At 48.5% G+C, this 14,657-nt stretch carries 15 protein-coding genes and 1 tRNA gene; 7 read left to right on the top strand and 9 right to left on the bottom strand.

Annotated elements, in window-relative coordinates; genetic code table 11:
• The 3 genes from rpsA to ACTH5D_RS07335 form a co-directional block, all read left to right on the top strand.
• Nucleotides 1–1,588: 30S ribosomal protein S1 (rpsA, locus tag ACTH5D_RS07345; RefSeq protein ID WP_441669738.1), on the top strand; the 1,588-nt coding region annotated here is incomplete at its 5' end.
• Nucleotides 1,589–1,886: 298 nt separating this feature from the next.
• Nucleotides 1,887–2,264 (top strand): histone-like nucleoid-structuring protein, MvaT/MvaU family, encoded by a 378-nt coding sequence (locus tag ACTH5D_RS07340; protein ID WP_441669736.1) that lies wholly within the window; start codon nt 1,887–1,889, stop codon nt 2,262–2,264.
• Nucleotides 2,265–2,881: 617 nt separating this feature from the next.
• Nucleotides 2,882–3,232, top strand: a complete 351-nt coding sequence (locus tag ACTH5D_RS07335; protein WP_441669734.1) for a hypothetical protein — start codon at nt 2,882–2,884, stop codon at nt 3,230–3,232.
• Between the two features lie 22 nt (nt 3,233–3,254).
• Here the strand turns inward: ACTH5D_RS07335 and ACTH5D_RS07330 are convergent, their stop codons facing one another.
• From ACTH5D_RS07330 to pilB, 6 genes are read right to left on the bottom strand one after another with little or no spacing between them, the layout of a single operon-like run.
• On the bottom strand, nt 3,255–4,142 hold the full coding sequence (locus ACTH5D_RS07330; protein ID WP_441669732.1) for a DNA replication terminus site-binding protein: 888 nt from the start codon (nt 4,140–4,142) through the stop codon (nt 3,255–3,257).
• Between the two features lie 45 nt (nt 4,143–4,187).
• Entirely contained in the window at nt 4,188–4,421 is a 234-nt protein-coding gene (gene yacG, locus ACTH5D_RS07325; protein WP_096280201.1) for a DNA gyrase inhibitor YacG, read from the bottom strand.
• Between the two features lie 33 nt (nt 4,422–4,454).
• The gene (gene coaE, locus ACTH5D_RS07320) at nt 4,455–5,060 is read right to left on the bottom strand and encodes a dephospho-CoA kinase (protein WP_441669730.1); all 606 of its coding nucleotides are present in this window, start codon (nt 5,058–5,060) and stop codon (nt 4,455–4,457) included.
• A gap of 52 nt (nt 5,061–5,112) precedes the next feature.
• Complete coding sequence (locus ACTH5D_RS07315) at nt 5,113–5,958, bottom strand: prepilin peptidase (RefSeq protein ID WP_441669728.1); 846 nt, start codon at nt 5,956–5,958, stop codon at nt 5,113–5,115.
• Between the two features lie 33 nt (nt 5,959–5,991).
• Nucleotides 5,992–7,224 (bottom strand): type II secretion system F family protein, encoded by a 1,233-nt coding sequence (locus tag ACTH5D_RS07310; protein WP_441669726.1) that lies wholly within the window; start codon nt 7,222–7,224, stop codon nt 5,992–5,994.
• A gap of 9 nt (nt 7,225–7,233) precedes the next feature.
• A complete protein-coding gene (pilB, locus tag ACTH5D_RS07305) occupies nt 7,234–8,994 on the bottom strand; it encodes a type IV-A pilus assembly ATPase PilB (RefSeq protein WP_441669724.1) in 1,761 nt (586 codons plus the stop codon).
• Nucleotides 8,995–9,220: 226 nt separating this feature from the next.
• On the opposite strand from pilB, the gene ACTH5D_RS07300 reads away from it, so the two are divergent.
• From ACTH5D_RS07300 to ACTH5D_RS07285, 4 genes are all read left to right on the top strand, one after another.
• Nucleotides 9,221–9,715, top strand: a complete 495-nt coding sequence (locus ACTH5D_RS07300; protein ID WP_441669722.1) for a pilin — start codon at nt 9,221–9,223, stop codon at nt 9,713–9,715.
• A 182-nt stretch (nt 9,716–9,897) separates the two neighbouring features.
• A complete protein-coding gene (locus tag ACTH5D_RS07295) occupies nt 9,898–10,716 on the top strand; it encodes an inositol monophosphatase family protein (protein ID WP_441669720.1) in 819 nt (272 codons plus the stop codon).
• A gap of 133 nt (nt 10,717–10,849) precedes the next feature.
• Nucleotides 10,850–10,926, top strand: a tRNA-Pro gene (locus ACTH5D_RS07290).
• Nucleotides 10,927–11,201: 275 nt separating this feature from the next.
• Nucleotides 11,202–12,035: a DUF6694 family lipoprotein gene (locus ACTH5D_RS07285; RefSeq protein ID WP_441669718.1), complete on the top strand. Its 834-nt coding sequence runs from the start codon at nt 11,202–11,204 to the stop codon at nt 12,033–12,035.
• Between the two features lie 84 nt (nt 12,036–12,119).
• On the opposite strand, the gene ACTH5D_RS07280 is transcribed toward ACTH5D_RS07285, so the two are convergent.
• The 3 genes from ACTH5D_RS07280 to ppnN form a co-directional block, all read right to left on the bottom strand.
• The gene (locus ACTH5D_RS07280) at nt 12,120–12,320 is read right to left on the bottom strand and encodes a hypothetical protein (RefSeq protein ID WP_441669716.1); all 201 of its coding nucleotides are present in this window, start codon (nt 12,318–12,320) and stop codon (nt 12,120–12,122) included.
• Nucleotides 12,321–12,432: 112 nt separating this feature from the next.
• Entirely contained in the window at nt 12,433–13,164 is a 732-nt protein-coding gene (locus ACTH5D_RS07275; RefSeq protein ID WP_441669714.1) for a sulfite exporter TauE/SafE family protein, read from the bottom strand.
• An 86-nt stretch (nt 13,165–13,250) separates the two neighbouring features.
• Complete coding sequence (gene ppnN, locus ACTH5D_RS07270; protein WP_441669712.1) at nt 13,251–14,633, bottom strand: nucleotide 5'-monophosphate nucleosidase PpnN; 1,383 nt, start codon at nt 14,631–14,633, stop codon at nt 13,251–13,253.
• Between the last annotated feature and the right edge of the window lie 24 nt (nt 14,634–14,657).

Here is a 14,657-nt window from a genome sequence, read left to right as displayed (position 1 = left end):
TGACGGTGACTGGGTTACTGTCAACGCTGGTCTGAAATCTGAAGGTCAGATCCCTGCATCACAGTTCCGCGATGAACACGGTAATCTGAACATCGCAATTGGTGACGACGTACACGTTGCACTTGAAGCCGTTGAAGATGGTTTCGGTGAGACGCGTCTGTCCCGCGAGAAAGCCAAGCGTGCAGAAGCTTGGAAGATTCTGGAAGCAGCCTTCGAGAAAGACGAAATTATCAAGGGCGTTATTAACGGTAAGGTTAAAGGCGGCTTCACGGTCGAAGTTGACTCTATCCGTGCCTTCTTGCCTGGTTCGTTGGTTGACGTTCGTCCAGTTCGCGATACTGCGCACCTGGAAAATAAAGAGCTAGACTTTAAAGTCATCAAGCTCGATCCGAAACGTAACAACGTTGTTGTATCTCGTCGTGCGGTTTTGGAAGCAGAGAACAGCGCAGAGCGCGAAGCGCTTCTGGCCACTCTGCAAGAAGGCCAGCAGATTAAAGGTATCGTTAAAAACCTGACAGACTATGGCGCTTTCGTAGATCTGGGTGGCGTTGACGGCCTGCTGCACATTACTGACATGGCGTGGAAGCGTATCAAGCATCCGTCTGAAATCGTTGCTGTTGGCGACGAGATCAATGTCAAAGTTCTGAAGTTTGACCGTGAGCGTAATCGCGTTTCACTGGGCCTGAAACAGCTGGGCGAAGATCCTTGGGTTAATATCAAGGCGCGTTACCCTGAAGCCACCAAAGTGCAGGCAGTTGTCACTAATCTGACTGACTACGGCTGCTTTGCTGAATTGGAAGAGGGCGTTGAAGGTTTGGTTCACGTTTCTGAAATGGACTGGACTAACAAAAACATTCATCCGTCTAAAGTCGTTCAAGTGGGCGATGATGTTGACGTCATGGTGTTGGATATCGACGAAGAGCGTCGTCGTATTTCTCTGGGTATCAAGCAGTGTACTGCTAACCCATGGGAAACCTTCAACACTGATTACAACAAGGGCGACCGTGTTTCAGGTACCATCAAGTCAATCACTGACTTCGGTATCTTCATTGGCCTTGAAGGCGGTATCGACGGTTTAGTTCACCTGTCTGATATTTCTTGGACTGATACTGGCGAAGAAGCTGTACGCAGCTTTAAGAAAGGCGACGAAGCTGAAGCCGTTATCCTGTCTATTGATCCAGAGCGTGAACGTATCTCGCTGGGTATCAAGCAGATGGATTCCGACCCCGTTGCTGAGTACCTGTCAGTTAACGACAAGGGCAGCATTGTAACCGGTCGTGTCATTGAAGTTGATGCTAAAGAAGCTCAGGTTGAGCTGGCGACTGACGTTATTGCTGTGCTGAAGGCTTCTGAAATCAGTGCTGATCGCGTTGAAGATGCGCGCAATGCATTGAATGAAGGTGACAGCGTCGAAGCACGTATTGTTAGCGTTGATCGTAAGAGCCGTCAGATTAATCTGTCGGTTAAAGCGAAAGACCAAGACGATACGCGTCAGAACCTTAAGAAGCTGCGTGATCAAGAGCCGGAAGCTGCAGGTGGTCCGACTACTATCGGTGATCTAATCAAGCAGCAAATGGGCCAAGACTAATAGTATATTAGTTATTGGTTTGTAAAAGCGCCGCCCTAATGGGCGGCGCTTTTGTTTGTAATAGATGAGTAGTCGGGCTTTCATATTGATTGAAGCTGGTTAGGGTTCAAGCTGATTAAAATGCTATAAGTTTTAAAAACGAATAGTAATTGAGCAAAAATCAACTAGACTGTTGTCAGTTACCTGATTTACAGGAATAATGTCCTAGCATTCTGAACTAGTGGGTGCCAGTGTTGTAAAGTCTGCACCTAAGCCAGTTGGACCCTGTTCAGTTGGATATGATACTAAAGGAACCCCAATGTCATTACTTAACGAATATATTCAAAAAGAACAACAGCTAAAACAGCTGCAAGAAGACCTTCAGCGTCTAGAGGGTGATCAGCGGCTAAAAAGCGAATTAGAGTTCAAAGCTAAACTTGAAGCTCTGATGACAGAATTTGACAAGCGTCCCAGTGACGTTATTGCTTTGTTAGATCCTGCTGCTGAGCAACGTGGTGGAGCTAAAGTCACCGCAAGTGGCAATGCTCGTCGCAAGCGTCGCCTTAAAATTTATAAAAATCCTAAAACAGGCGAAGTGATCGAAACGCGTGGCGGCAATCATAAAGGCCTGCGTAGCTGGAAGGATGAGCATGGCGATGAAGCTGTTGAATCCTGGCTGGTACGCATGGAAGACTAAGTTATTTAGTCGCCGGCATTTCTTTATAGGAATGCCGGTTTTTTCTTAGCAACATGCATGTTTATGCTTCAACCTCGTAAGAGCTATTCTAATCGCACGCTCACTGGTTTGCTTTCAGTGTGCATAGCTCAGTGATAGCTATGCTGTCTTTGCCTCAAGTAGCTGTTTGTCAGTCTCTGTATAGATATTCTCCCATGCAGGTTTTGGGTAGGGGGGCGACGGCGGTTTTGTTACTGTGCGCGGAAAGTGACCTCTGGCGCAGTAAGCCTTACAGCAGTGGCGAGAACTGGCCTGGTCTAAACTGTTTCTGGTAGCGCTTGAACTATGCAAAATAAGCATGGTCTGCGCCCCTACGTGTAACTCATTTGCGCTATATTAATGAGGTAAATGACTGCAATATGGCGGTATTCGTTAGCTGTATTTATCTTTTCTGTAGAGTACTTTGCTAGTGGTCGTTCTTATCGCTTTGGAAAATATGACGATCATATCGTCATCCAGGCAAGTAGGTGGTAATTAAATATTGCCTAATCGTTTCATGTGTTTGATATCTGCTTTAGAGAAAATGCTGCATTGGTAGTCATATCAATCATTTCAAGCAAGGTGTAAACGAAACATCGATGAAATATCAAAAGGTTCAAAAGCAGTTAGATGAGCGCGATAAACTGCGTAAATTTCGTGAATTAGACGATGCTTTTGCGCAAGCATTGCGCCAGTTAGATGACCCCGATAGTGATTTCGATATTCCTACGGGGCCGCCGGTAAGATCACTTGCAACGCTCGAACAAGATGACTTGGACGCGAAGCAGGAAGAGCATCAGCAGGAGCAGAGGCGTATTTTTCAGCAGCGCTTTGAAGCATTGTTAAGCGAATATGATTTTACGCATCATGATTTAGAAGAACTGTCTGAGACGCTACTTTCTCATGGGTTATGGCAATTAGACTCAGTGCCTGGCGGTGAGCAATCTTAAAGCGTGGGAAATATACCCCGCGCTACCGGTAGCGATAAACGCGTATGCTCGGTAAGAATATTTCCTGTTCTATCTTCTCATCACGTCGTCGAGCGCGAGTACGGGTCGTGGGAGGTTGTAGTGCAGGTAGATTAATGTGTGGCAGCCGCTGATTGTTATCGGGTACAAATATCGGCATAGCGGCATTTAATGCCCGTCTTGAGTGGCCGTCTGCAAGTGGTTCGGTGAAAAATAAATTTGCACGCATAAGTGGCGCCTGTGTCTGCACCTGGGCAAGAATCTCACCGCTTGGGATGCCCGCTAGCTGATGCAATTGAATGCGTATATGAGAGGCATCGGTATCTAGCTGTAAGAGCTTATGCTCTGCTTCTTGTACCGTTAGTCGCTTAATGGAACGGCCACTGCTATACCACGCAAAACGAACGCGTGAGACAGGGGCCTGTGCGATAGGTAGCTGCCGCCAGCTTTGTTTAAGATGCAAGCGTGCTAGCCCGTTGCGTCTAAGCGCCGCATCAACATGCGGGTGGCGCGTAGGTAGGCGGCTTTTAGCATCGCTGAGAGACTGTGGATGAGCTTCTTTAATGTGCTGTAACAGTTCGCTAAATATTTTTTTGGCTTGATTGATAGCACCTATCGCGGCAAGCAGTTCATCGTTCGCTGCCACTATTGCAATGTAATTGCGTGTTTCACGGCCATCTTGATCCTGCTCATGCCACATATCGAGCAGTGCTTTTCGCAGCCAGTGATGCGAAGGCGTCGTTTGATGAAAGACCCAGGTGGCCGGTGATTGCTGCTCGTATAGCGAGGCAGCGGTATCTATGGTGGCGAGTAAATAGTCAAACTGCTGCTCTAGTTTGAGCAGCAGTTGATAGGCGGCGGGTGACGATGATCCTGGTTTATTGGTAGTCATGGTTGTTACGTGGCTCGCTAAGGCCGCTTTAATTGACGTTTTTGTCTAAGAAAGGGGCGCATCTTTATCCGCTTGCGCTAACAGTGTTTCGATATCAGCTTCATCCATCGCCGATTCACCTGATATACGGTGTGATTCGTCGGCCCAGGCGCCTAAATCTAACAGCTGACAGCGCTTGCTGCAGAAAGGGCGATACGTACTTTCTGGGAGCCACTGAACGGGCTTGGCGCACTGTGGGCAGTTAACTTCGAGTGGGGAATCGTTTGCAGGGCTCGCCATAAAAACTCCATTTGCGGTAACAAATGCGATGAATCAGCAGTTAAGCAGCTGCCGATAGGATGCATCAAGTCGTGCCACTTGCTTTCTCATGCTCGCGTGGTCACCACTGTTATCAATCACATCATCTGCCTTTGCTAGCCGTTGGTCACGTGTAAGTTGGGCCGCGAGAATAGCACGCACCTGACGTTCACTCACCCCATCTCGCATTAGCGTTCTGGATAGCTGCAGCGCTTGGGGCACATCAACCACTATGCAGCGGCTGACCAGCTCGTTTTGACCCGATTCAAACAGTAACGGCGACACTAGCAGAACATACGGCGCGCCCTGGGATTTAAGCCGCTTCAAGTGCTCTAGAATACGCTCGCGTATTTTGGGGTGCGTGACTGATTCTAGCCACTGTCGTTGTTCTGGGTCTTTAAATACAATGTCACGTAATACGGCGCGATTGAGCGTGCCATCATCTTGGCAAATGATATGGTCACCAAAGCGATTTTTAATAGCCATCAGCGCGGGCTCCCCGGCGGCAACTACTTCTCTAGCAACATCGTCGGCATCAATCCAGGCGGCACCAAACGTTTCAAAGGCACGAGCAACGGTAGACTTACCTGACCCAATCCCCCCGGTTAATCCGATAATCATTAGTGCCTCATATAGTGAAGTGTCAAATGGCTAAGTTTTAAATGGATAAGTGTTAAATAATCATACTGACATATAGCGACATAAGCTCGTCACCGACTAATAACGCTACCCAGCCCGCGAGCGCTAGGAACGGGCCGAAGGGTAGTGGCTTCCCACGCAAATGTGGCAAACAGGCTTGTACAATGAGCCCTACAATAGCTCCAAGTCCTGCGGAAAGGATTAGCAATAGTGGTAAAAAGCTCCATCCCAGCCAAGCGCCAAGTGCCGCGAGTAGTTTGAAGTCGCCAAAGCCCATACCTTCTTTACCAGTGAGCAGTTTGAATAGCCAATAAAAACTCCACAGGATTAAGTAACCTGCGACTGCGCCAATGATGGCATCCGATAGCATCAATGGCTGGAAGGTAAGCTGAAACAGTAAACCAGCCCATAGCAGCGGTATGGTTATTATGTCGGGTAGTAGCTGAGTGCGAAAGTCGATCACGGCGAGGGCTAGCAGCATCAGGCAGGCGGCGTAAATCAATACTGATTGTGCGTTTAGCCCGTGAAGCGATAACACGGCGAGGGCTAGCAGGCCGCCGGCTATCTCCACTAGGGGATATTGTAAGCTAATGCCGGTTTTACATTCGGCGCAGCGTCCACGACGCTTTATCCAGCCGATAATAGGCAAATTGTCGTGCCAAGCAATAGGGGTTTCACAGCGTGGACATATAGAGCCAGGTGTTGCTAAGTTAAAGCGCGTTGACTGTTCTTCCTCTAGTTCAAGAGCTGCACGAGCCTCGCTGCGCCAATGGCGCATTAATATTACTGGCAGGCGTGTAATCACGACGTTGAGAAAACTACCCAAGCACAGCCCAACCATTAAAGCCAGTAGCCATACGGTAAGCGAAGGATGGTACATGTCGCTCCTTAGCATTTTGAAATGATAGAAACCTTAGAGAGCAGAGCCTAACTCGAAGATAGGTAAATACATCGAGACCACAACGCCACCTACCACAGCACCTAATATAACAATGATAATGGGCTCCATGAGCGATGTTAGCGCATCGACTTTATTATCGACTTCTTCTTCATAATAATCGGCGATACGATTAAGCATGGCGTCTAATGAGCCAGCCTCTTCCCCGACCCCTACCATTTGAATAGCAATAGCTGGAAAGCAGTTTGTCATACGCATAGAGAAATGTAACGGATGCCCGGTGGCGACATCCCGACGTGTTTGTAGCACCGCACGCTCATACACCTTATTGCCTGTGGCTCCGGCGCTTATATCTAGACCCTCGACCAGGGGGATGCCAGACGCGAACGTCGTTGCTAAAGTGCGTGAAAATCGCGCCAGGGCGGATTTGTGTGCAATATCGCCTATCACGGGTAAGTTAAGAAGCACTGCATGCATGCGGTAGGCAGCTCTTGGGGAGCGCTGAATGCTTGTTTTGAGTAGCAGTACAGCGATACCCGTTACGGCCAGCGCTGCTAGCCAGTAGCGCTGAGCAAGCTCCGACAAATTCACTGTCATCTGCGTTAGTACCGGTAGCTCCGCGCCAAAATTCTGAAACATAGCCTCGAACTCGGGCACAACGTTGATTAACAGCAGGATGGTCACTGCAGCGCCAATCGTCAAAACGGTGCAGGGATACCACAGCGCTTTTTTAACACGCGCTTTCAACGACGCCACTTTTTCCTTGTAGGTGGCAACACGATCGAGCATTTGATCCAGCGCACCAGATTGTTCACCTGCATTTATTAAGTTAACAAACAGCCGATCAAAGTGTTTTGGGTGATGGGCTAAAGCGTCAGAAAAGCTAGAACCTGACGAAATATCACTCATCAGCCGTTGCATGACGGCCACCATGGCAGGTTTCTTCAAGCTTTTAGTGACCACTTGAAGTGCTTGCAGTAAGGGAATGCCCGCTCGAATCATTGTTGCCATCTGGCGGGCAAATAGCGTGATGTCACTAGCGTTAATGCGGTTACTGCCGACTACGTTGCTTTTCTTGCTTATACGCCTGATAACGATATCTTGCTTGCGCAATGCTGCGGCTATTTCAGCCTTATTACGTCCTATCATTTCACCACTTAACGGCCTGTCTTGAGGCCCTTTGCCGATCCATTTCCAGCGTGAAAGCTCAGTGGCGCGAGTTGGGCGCAGGCGTATAGTTTGGGCCATGACTTACTCCTAGCTCACTCGGTGGATCTCTTCAAGGCTGGTAACACCCTGCATTACTTTCAATAAGCCGTTGCGATGAAGGCTGAGAAAGCCTTCTCGACGGGCCTGTTGATCGATATCCAGCGCGTTAGCATCACGCAGTATTAACTGGCGCATGGCATCGGTGATAGGCACCACTTCATAAAGGCCGATACGACCTTTATAGCCTTGTGTGCAGAGGCGGCAATTGGCAGCTTTGTAGATAGTCGAGTGAAGTATTTCGTCATTGCGGAAGCCTTGTTTACGTAATATCTCATGAGGAATTTCCGCAGGCTCTTTGCAATGCGGGCAAAGCTTACGCGCCAAACGCTGGGCAATGATGAGTGTTACGGCGCTAGCGATGTTAAATGATGAAATACCCATTTGAGCAAGGCGGGTGAGCGTTTCAGCAGCTGAGTTAGTGTGTACGGTCGATAGCACCAAGTGGCCTGTCTGCGCTGCTTTAACGGCAATATCAGCTGTTTCAAGATCTCGAATTTCACCGACCATGATCACATCCGGGTCTTGGCGCAAAAATGCCCGTAGCGAGCTGGCAAAATCAAAACCTATTTTTGGTAGCACGCTTACCTGGTTGATGCCGGGCACCTTGATTTCAACAGGGTCTTCTGCAGTACAAATATTGCGCTCAACTTTATTGAGAATATTAATACCGGTATAGAGAGAAACGGTTTTACCACTACCGGTAGGCCCTGTTACTAGGATCATTCCTTGAGGCTGGCTTAACGCTTGCTGATAATGGTCACGCTGTTCATCGGTAAAGCCTAGCTGTTCGATGCTTAGCTGGGCGGTGTTGGGATCTAGAATTCGAAGCACTATCTTTTCACCATAAACCGTGGGCAGCGAATTAATCCTGAAGTCGAGAGCGCGCGTGCGCGACATATTGAGTCTTAGTGAGCCGTCCTGGGGCAGCCGTCGTTCTGAGATGTCTAAGCGCGCCATGACTTTTAAACGAGCAGCAATCCTTTTACACAATGCTAGCGGAGGCTGTGCAACTTCAACGAGCAGTCCATCTATGCGAAAGCGTACGCGATAAAGTGTTTCATAGGGTTCAAAATGAATGTCGGACGCGCCACGACGAACCGCATCCAATACAATGTTATTAACAAATGTTACGACGGGCGCATCATCACTGTCCTGAAAAGACTCTTCTAAGGGCTTTTCGTGATCCATGTGCTGCCTAGCCACAGTGTTTAAGCCGTTAATAGCGGCATCAATAGTATCCAGTTCATTTAGCGTGTCATCGTTGTCTTCGCATAAAGAAAGATAACTATTAAGAGATGCAGTGATTTGATCTGCAGGTGCGAGTATGCCTTTAACATTAATCCCAGTGGCTGTTTTCAATTCATCCAGCTTTGTCAGTGTCGCTGGATAGGCGACTGCAACAGTTAAATGCTGACCATGGCGCACCAATGGAAGAGCTTTAAGGCGTCGCAGTAGCTTAGCAGGGTATTCAGATGCTGGTGGTAAGCTATTAATATTAACGTCATCAAGACTGATGATGGGAAGCCTATGCTCATAGCCAGCTATTACCGCTACTTCGACAGTGTCAACCAGTCCGCTATCAATAACATGCTGAAAATAAGATGTTTTTAGATTATTTGCCTCTATTTCCGCCGCGTCTGCTTGTGTCTCCGTCAATAGCCCATGATGGACAAGGCGGCGTTTAGTATTAAAAGCGCCAGCGTTAGGCATAGGATGGCTTACCGTAGGCTTAATATATGACTGACTCATCTGAAGACCTATGTTAGATAGGCATAAACGAATGCTTGTATCTTTATTGGGTAGCTTAGCCTGCCAGCTTAGCGCGATTTTTGATGATAATAATAGGGTGATTTTAAATTAATTATTAGTTGATTCTAACTTGTAATATTAAATAAAGTGAGCTATTTTTAATTTTTATAATTCATTATGATTAGCTTTAAGTTTAGTTTTAATGAAAAATATCAGGAGCTTAACTGTGCCATTATCATTAAGAGAAATGCGGGTAACCCGATGCAGTTACCAGCGCGGCTTCACGCTGATCGAGCTGATGATCGTTGTGGCTATTATTGGGGTTTTGGCGTCCTTCGCGGTGCCCCAGTATCAGAACTATGTAGGGCGTGCGCAGGCAAGCGAAGGGGTTTCCTTAACAGCGGGTATTCGGGCAGACATAGCGGAGATTTTTTACTTGACAGGTGAGATGCCTGAGGGCGGCGACTATGTGGTTGGAGATGCTGTGGATAATAATTATCCAGCTATCGAAGGTCGTTATGTAGAATCAGCTTCTTATGGTAGGCCCGCCGGAATGGGCACTATCACTGTAACATTTCAAACCGATAGCGCTTTGAGTGACGGTGATATTGCACAGACCATGGAGATATTCACTGATGACCCCTCCAAAGGCTGGACCTGTCAGGGCGGTGTAAGTGACCCTGTTCCTGACACCCATCTACCTGCCGGTTGCCGAGATTAAAAGCACGCAGACTGCCATTCATTACGTAGAGACTGATATTGTCTTGGGAGTCCTGGGGGCACACGAGTCGCTTTTTAGTTGATGTTTTAGATTAAATCAATTTTATAAGTGGCTCGAAAATTACCTTTTATCAGCTTATGGTGTTCAGTTATATCCATTAGTCATCCCCAATAGGAGATTCAATGACTGACCACACGCTATCGTCGCGGCTCAAAATCGCCATTTCTATTGCTGAAGAGGCCGGCCAGATGATTGTTCGCGCTCGTGAGCAACAAGGTTTTTCACGGCGGATGAAAAAAGACAATGAACTGGTAACGGATGTTGATGTTGCCGTTGATCAACTTATTAGTAAGCGATTAGAAGAGCACTTTCCAAGCGAAGCACGAATGAGTGAAGAACTCGCCCCAGAAAGTGCTGTGCATGCGGAAGCATCACAGCTTTGGGTTGTTGACCCTATCGATGGCACGGTCAATTTCTCGCAGGGATTGCGTTACGTCGCCGTATCAATAGGATGGCTGGAAGAGGGTATTGCCAAAGTGGGCGTTGTTCATGCGCCATTTTTAGGCGAAACCTTTAGTGCTGTAGAAGGTGGAGGCGCTTTTTGCAATGGTCAACCCATTCAGCCGAGCAATGCAGATTCGCTGCTACATACCTTGGTCGGTACAGGTTTTCCTTATCGTCATGAGTCGCGTAAACAGCTGCTAAAGCGTTTAGAAGCAGTACTAATGCACTGCCAAGATCTTCGTCGCAATGGTGCGGCTGCGCTAGATTTATGCGATGTTGCCTGTGGACGCTTAGATGCCTATTACGAAAGTGTTTCGCCCTGGGATTTTGTTGCAGGATGGGTAATAGCACGAGAGGCGGGCGCACGAGCAGGACACTTATACGAAGTGCCGTCAGCGGTGCCCGCTGATCTCTACTCAGAGCATTTGCTCGTGGCTGCGCCTGGTGTGTATGACGCCATGGCATATCTTCTGCTTGAAGCTGATCAGCGCGAGTGAAAAGGGTATGCAAGGTAACAGTGGGGTGTGACAAATACTTGAAAAGAAACGCTATAAGGGCTTTTCATTTGTTCAGTAACCGGCTAGTATACGCACCGTCTTGAGGCAAAGATGTAAAGGCCAATAAAGACAGCGGAGCGTGGCGCAGCTTGGTAGCGCGTTGCAATGGGGTTGCAAAGGTCGCAGGTTCGAATCCTGTCGCTCCGACCAAATATATTGAAAAACGCCGCTTAGGTTAAAACCGAGCGGCGTTTTTCGTGTGGTCCGCCGCTAGTGCATAAGGCTAGCCATTAGTTAGTCATTAATGGTGAGTCTTTGATCGACCGTTTTCAGTTCTCTGTTGCGTCAGCTACCGGCTTGCTAATGTAGATAGTGGCCTGCTTTAAAGGGCGGGACGCGCTGTTCAGTTCTGAAAGGGGTAGTGGTAGGTAGCGCTTTCCGTTAAGCTCCTCAGCAATTTTTATCTGCTGTTTTGAGGTGATTTTATGTGGAGCCTTGTCAGGCTGTCTGCCATATCACTATCGTTGTTGATGATAGCTGGTTGCTCAGATCCAAAAATCGATACTAGCTCCATGCCAGCGTCAGTCGTTTCTGTCGAAAACGTGCGTGAATCACTGCCTGTTTATAAACGAAACGATTTTGATAAAGCGCTGATCATCATTGCTACCGCGACCTTTGGTGGCATCGATATTCTTAATCCGCAGCGTATGAATGCTGCTGAGATAGCCGAGTTAGCGAATGCTCAGATGCATGGGCTGACGGGAGACGAAGTCATTAACCGTGCTGATGAGATACTGCGAGAGCGGCGCTCAAGAGAACGCGAGCAGGCCATTAAAACGCTGTCTCGCCTGGAAGAAAAACAGGCGAAAGCAGCAAGCGATAGAGAGCAGCTAGCGCGTTTTAGCATTGATGAAGCTCGATTTTATATCAGCGAGAGTCCCTATGGCGCTCCCGAACCGGTTATTGATCTTAAAATTACCAATGATACCGCCCAAGCCTTGTCGCAGCTTTCCCTGAGGGGCGTTGTGATGAGCCCTGGTCGGGAAACGCCATGGGTCGATGAAACCTTCTATTACATCATTGCCGGTGGCATTGATGCGGGAGAAACTCAGTCACTGAGTCTTGCGCCCAATCGGTTTGGGCCATGGGGAAACGTTGATATTCCTGATAGCGCGACGCTAACAATTAGCGTGGAAGGGGTGCGCGGGCAAGACGATCAGGCACTTTGGGATTCACCCGATTTGACTGCTAGTGAAATAGACAGGCTAGAGCGCTTGCGCGACCAATATGGAGATGCCATGGCACCCTCAGCAAAGTAGCGGCTTAAAAGATTGCTAAATGTAGAAAAGCGCTACCGGTTGCCCAATAGCGCTTTTTGAGGGGTTAAAGCATATGGAAGGTGCTTATTCTTCTGCCTCGTGATCCGCTAGCGCTGCGGCCATTGCCTCTTTCCACTCCCCTTCGCTCAGACCCCAGTGAGCCATTTCAGCTTGATCTGCCTGGCCTTCAATAGCATCACGCAGCTTGTCGATAGAGCTACTCTCATAGCAATGTTTTGCGAAGTCTTTCGTTTTGCCACTATTAAGTTGGTCAATCATCGGCATTGTGAAGTCCTTTCGGCAGTGAATGAGTGATTCGTACGCTCTTTAAGTCATTACATTAGGGCAGATTTTTATAAGTTGGTTCCCCTGCATGCCTGAAAGCCCTGCGTTGGGCCTATCGGATGACCAAGGTATCTATGAAAATTTTGCATGCGATGGCGGCCAGAAGCAGCATGATAAGGTTGTCAAACCAGCGGTGAGGCAGACGTTTACCTAAGCTTGCGCCAAACGGCATAGTAATTAGCAGCACCATCAAGGCGATCATGCTGAGCATGAAACGCTCCCATGTGAGAATGCCAGTGGCAATGAGTGCCGGCATTTGAACGCTGGTAATCGCGACAAAGAAAACCGATATTGAGCCAATAAATATACGTCGTTCAAGCTGCATCGCATTAAGAAAAGTCACCGAAGCTGGGGCCGACATGCCGGCTGCTCCTTGAAGAATGCCTGCCATTAGCCCAGCAGGAATAACCACGCGTTTAGCCGTTTCAAAAGAGAGCGTAAAATGGCGCCTGGTTAATTTAATAACCAGATACATGACAATCGCACAAGCCACGCCGAGTGACAGCATGTCAGGCGATAATATGACTAGCCCCCAAGTTCCCAATAGGATTCCCAGGCCGCCGGCGATAGAAAAAACGGCTAAAAAGCGAAGTGGTAATAAATCATGACGGTATTGCCATATTTGTAAGGCGTTACTAAACAGGTTAGGTGCAATCAGAATCGCGATAGCGAGCTGCACGTCGTAAAGCATTGTGAGAATAGGTACGACAATAACCGGGACACCTGACCCTATCGCGCCTTTGACGATTCCAGCAATTAACAACGTAATAAACGCAATTAGCATGGGCGGGTCCGATGATTGCTAAAAAGTCAGCCGCCTTACCTAGGCGGCTGAGTGGTGAGTAGGTAGCAATTAGATTACACGTTCGGCTATTTCAACACATAGCAGGGCGTGTAGGGCTGCCCATCAAGTTTCATACGACCCTGAGCGACGAAGGATGTTAATAGCTCATCTAGGCGGTGCATCAACTCAGGTTCAGCCGTCAGCTCGAAGGGGCCGTGGGCTTTAATTGCACGAATACCGGGTTCTTTTACGTTGCCTGCGACAATCCCTGAAAAAGCGCGGCGTAGGTTAGCCGCCAGCTCGTGAGTAGGCTGTTGGCGATGCAGAGCCAGGGCGCGCATTGCTTCATGGGTCGGTTCGAAGGGCGCTTGAAAGTCACGTGCAATCGTCAGGCGCCAGTTGTAGTAGAAAGCGTCCTGATGCGCGCGCCGGAATTCAGCGATCTCATCGATACCTTGACGCATGCTACGCGCAACGGCGACCGGATCACCGGTAATAATGGTGTAGTAGCGACGAATATCCTCGCCAAGGGTATAGACTAAAAATTCGTCTATTTTTTGGAAGTAGGCTGCCGAATCCGATGGGCCGCTGAAAATTAACGGGAAAGGAATGTCCTTGTTACTTGGATGCAGCAAAATACCCAGCAAATAGAGAATCTCCTCTGCGGTGCCCACACCCCCAGGGAAAACGATGATGCCATGCCCTAAACGCACAAAGGCCTCTAATCGCTTTTCAATATCCGGCATAACGACTAACTCATTGACGATAGGATTAGGCGCTTCGGCCGCGATTATGCCGGGCTCTGAAATGCCTAAATAACGGCCTTCTTTACGTCGCTGTTTCGCATGGGCGACGTTCGCGCCTTTCATTGGCCCTTTCATGGCGCCAGGCCCGCAGCCGGTACAAATATCTAAATCGCGTAGGCCCAGGTGGTAGCCGACATCTTTAGTGTATTCGTACTCTTCCCGTGAAATGGAGTGGCCGCCCCAGCAGACGACGAGACTTGGGTCGCGACCGGGTTGTAGCGTGCCCGCTTTGCGCAGAATATGAAAAACCGCATTAGTGGTGCCTTCCCCTGTGCTTAGATCAAAGCGGTTATGGTGCTGAATTTCGTTATAAACGTACACAATGTCGCGAATGATCGACGACAGGTGCTCACGAATACCGCGAATCATTCGGCCGTCGACAAAGGCTTCTGCTGGCGCGTTGGTTAGCTTTAGACGAATGCCGCGATCTTGTTGCAATACCTCAATATCGAAATCTTTGTAGGCTTCTAAAATAGCCAGGCTATCGTCGGTGGGGTTACCGCAATTTAGCACTGCCAGCGCACAGCGTCTAAGCAGATCATGCAGGCCATTTTGAGACGTGCTATGGAGTCGATTTACTTCATGTTGAGAAAGTACTTCGAGGCTTCCTTCAGGGGAAATGATGCTCGAAAGGGTAGCGCGAGGTTGAACGTTTGCGGTCATTAGTGAGGCTGTCCATGATCGTTT

This window comes from Halomonas sp., assembly GCF_052095695.1.
In the GTDB taxonomy this organism is placed as follows: Bacteria; Pseudomonadota; Gammaproteobacteria; order Pseudomonadales; family Halomonadaceae; genus Vreelandella.
Note: the sequence above shows the minus strand (reverse complement) of the source record. Positions and strands in the feature narration are given on the sequence as shown.

Bases quoted from the DNA above. Each gene is read 5' to 3' on its own strand.
- ACTH5D_RS07285 (WP_441669718.1), top strand. From the start codon at position 11,202: ATGTGGAGCCTTGTCAGGCTGTCTGCCATATCACTATCGTTGTTGATG.
- ACTH5D_RS07280 (WP_441669716.1), bottom strand. From the start codon at position 12,320: ATGCCGATGATTGACCAACTTAATAGTGGCAAAACGAAAGACTTCGCA.
- ACTH5D_RS07295 (WP_441669720.1), top strand. From the start codon at position 9,898: ATGACTGACCACACGCTATCGTCGCGGCTCAAAATCGCCATTTCTATT.
- yacG (WP_096280201.1), bottom strand. From the start codon at position 4,421: ATGGCGAGCCCTGCAAACGATTCCCCACTCGAAGTTAACTGCCCACAG.
- ACTH5D_RS07275 (WP_441669714.1), bottom strand. From the start codon at position 13,164: ATGCTAATTGCGTTTATTACGTTGTTAATTGCTGGAATCGTCAAAGGC.
- coaE (WP_441669730.1), bottom strand. From the start codon at position 5,060: ATGATTATCGGATTAACCGGGGGGATTGGGTCAGGTAAGTCTACCGTT.
- ppnN (WP_441669712.1), bottom strand. From the start codon at position 14,633: ATGACCGCAAACGTTCAACCTCGCGCTACCCTTTCGAGCATCATTTCC.
- ACTH5D_RS07335 (WP_441669734.1), top strand. From the start codon at position 2,882: ATGAAATATCAAAAGGTTCAAAAGCAGTTAGATGAGCGCGATAAACTG.
- pilB (WP_441669724.1), bottom strand. From the start codon at position 8,994: ATGAGTCAGTCATATATTAAGCCTACGGTAAGCCATCCTATGCCTAAC.
- ACTH5D_RS07340 (WP_441669736.1), top strand. From the start codon at position 1,887: ATGTCATTACTTAACGAATATATTCAAAAAGAACAACAGCTAAAACAG.
- ACTH5D_RS07330 (WP_441669732.1), bottom strand. From the start codon at position 4,142: ATGACTACCAATAAACCAGGATCATCGTCACCCGCCGCCTATCAACTG.
- ACTH5D_RS07310 (WP_441669726.1), bottom strand. From the start codon at position 7,224: ATGGCCCAAACTATACGCCTGCGCCCAACTCGCGCCACTGAGCTTTCA.
- ACTH5D_RS07315 (WP_441669728.1), bottom strand. From the start codon at position 5,958: ATGTACCATCCTTCGCTTACCGTATGGCTACTGGCTTTAATGGTTGGG.